The following is a 2,670-nucleotide window of genomic DNA, read 5'->3' on the forward strand; positions in this document are numbered from 1 at the left end:
TAAATAATATTTCATCTTCTAAAAATCTTCTAAAATTTGTTGTTCAATAAAAAATTTTTTTTTATTAAAATTAATATTAATATTTTTCACAAGTATAAATATTATTTGAGGAACTTGGCATCATTGCCATTAATGGTGTTACTCCAGCAGTTAATAATGTAAATGAACTTAATAATCCTAAATTTTTTTTCATATATATCATTCCCTTCTTTTATAAAAATAGAAATAATAGGCTTATTTTCCTTATTATTTCCATAAATTTAAAAAGAATTGATATGATATCAAAATTTGATACAATAATTTACAGAAACACAAGGAATTTAAGCATTTTGTGTTTATAAGATATAAAATTATATTTCTATTTTTATAAATTAATCTTATCATACTTATTTTTTATACATTTAAAACCATAATAAAATAATTTATTTTCATTTTAACTAATTTTTATTAATCCTGCTTGGCTAAAAATATTTGGCATTTCTTTATTACAAACAGAACAAATTTTATTATAATATCCTATTATTATTTTATAACTATTCATTTTTTTCACTTCCTTTGTTAATTTTTCTTTTCTGTTTTAAACATTTTTATAAAAATCTTTTCTAATACATCAATCACAATGCTATTACCAGCTTGTTTATAAAGTTGTGTTTCTGAAACAACTTTGCTTGCTTTATCAAAGTCTTTATTACTAAATCCCATTAATAATCAACATTCACGAGGTGTTAATATTCTTAAAAAGTATTCTTTTTCATCAATTAAAAAAGATAATATTTTATTAGTATATTGATTTTGTATTTTATTATCAATCATAATTTTATTGACATTACTTGCTGCGATTGTTCCTATATAATTATTTTCTGTTTTTCAAAACCGATTATATGATCCATTAATTAACAAACCATCTTTTGCTCGTGGTAAAACAATAAAATTACCATAATCCTTAATTGTTGGAATTGCAATAATTCCTGCATTTCCTCATCGCATTTGTTTTGTTGTAATTGTATAAGAACATTGTTGAATGATTTTAAGTTTATTGTTTTCAATTGCTTTTTTCATTGATTCTTGTCTAATAAAATATTTTTCATTTACATTATTTTCTAAAATATCCTTTACCAAAAATTTTAAATTACAAGGTTGGGGATATTGAAATTTAAAATCTTGCTTTAATGTTGAAATCATAAACAATCTTTTTCTATTTTGGGGAATTCCATAATCCTTGGCATTCATTGTAAAATGTTGGTTATGATATCCTAATTTATTAAGTTGATTTTGTAGATTTTGAAATCCAACAAAAAACTTTTTACTTAATAAATTTGGCACATTTTCCATTAAAAGATATTGAGGTTTTATTGGCATTGTTTTTATTAAATCAACAACTTTGTAAGCTAAACCACTTCTCTTACCATTTAATTCTTGCCCATTATTATTGGCGTTTGATATGTCTTGACATGGAAATGATCAAGTTATTAAATCGGCATACGGTAAAGTTTCTAATTTGGTAATATCACCTAAATTTGGTGTGTCATAATCATTAAAAATTGCTCGATATGATTTTTCAGCATATTTATCATTATCACAAATAGCAACTATCTTATGGTTAATTTCAATATTTTCTAATGCTTTTCTTTGACTTCCAATCCCAGCAAATAATTCTATTACTTTAATCATAATGACCTCTTTTTATTCTTCTTTATCGATTATTTTTACTTTGCCAGTTTTTTCGTCAATTATGACATTATCGCGATATCCTTTTTCGGTTTTGTGTTCTTTATTGTGGCATTTCATACATAATAGTTCTAAATTTTTTCAAGCAAAAAGTTTATCAATGTTTCAATTAATAAAATCTTGATYGGTAATATATTCTTTGTGGTGAACAATAACGCCATTAACTATATATCYTTTTTGATAACATCGTTCACATATTCCCATTTTGCTATTAAAATAATCGTTTCTTATTTTTACTCATTTTTTATTGCGATAAAATTTATGTCTAATTGGACGATTTTTATCATAATCTTTTCAATTATTTTTCATTTTATTAATCAGAAAACATTTCATTAACAGCTTTAGCAATTTCTTCATCATCATTTATTTCATTACTGCTAAATTCTTGTTCTAAATTTAGATTTAATTCATCTTTTTTGTTATTTAATTCAATAACATTGTTATCTTCTTTATTTTTTATGTTAGGATTATCACTAAAYTCTTTGCTGTTATTAATAATTATTGCTTGATCATKTTGATAGRCTTCTTGCATTTCAACTGACATAATACCTCATTTTCTTAAAAGTTGGGTTAATACTGTTTTAAGTGCCATTCCCTCATAACTTCCAGCCGTAAATTTTCCGTAAGTTTGATAATTCTTAGAATATGTTTTAAAATGATTTTCGCATTTTTCTTTACTTCAATATAAAGTTTTTTTATAACCATTTAGTAGTTTAAAAAACGCAACATATCCGATTGTTTCTTTTTTTGTTCGCTCATTTTCGTTGGTTATTCATTTAAAATTGTATTCTTGTTCTAATTCATCAAAATTTAATAATTCACCTTGTTTTACTTCTATTGCGTTTATTGTTAAATATTTTCCTGTTCGGATTGCTAACTGAATATAACCCTTATAACCAATTTGCAACTGTCCTTTTCCATTATATGGAACAATATAGGCAT

3 protein-coding genes are annotated in these 2,670 nt (G+C 23.5%); all 3 read right to left on the reverse strand.

Going from position 1 to position 2,670, the window contains the following annotated elements; genetic code table 4:
- Positions 1-558 precede the first annotated feature (558 nt).
- Positions 559-1,671 (reverse strand): DNA cytosine methyltransferase, encoded by a 1,113-nt coding sequence (locus C6B38_RS02080; RefSeq protein WP_105298464.1) that lies wholly within the window; start codon positions 1,669-1,671, stop codon positions 559-561.
- 12 nt (positions 1,672-1,683) lie between these two features.
- Complete coding sequence (locus C6B38_RS02085) at positions 1,684-2,037, reverse strand: HNH endonuclease (RefSeq protein WP_146693260.1); 354 nt, start codon at positions 2,035-2,037, stop codon at positions 1,684-1,686.
- Between the two features lie 4 nt (positions 2,038-2,041).
- The coding region (locus C6B38_RS02090) for a RecT family recombinase (protein WP_105298466.1) at positions 2,042-2,670 on the reverse strand (629 nt) is incomplete at its 5' end.

It is taken from the genome of Spiroplasma sp. ChiS, from assembly GCF_002968355.1.
Classification (GTDB): domain Bacteria; phylum Bacillota_I; class Bacilli_A; order Mycoplasmatales; family Mycoplasmataceae; genus Spiroplasma; species Spiroplasma citri.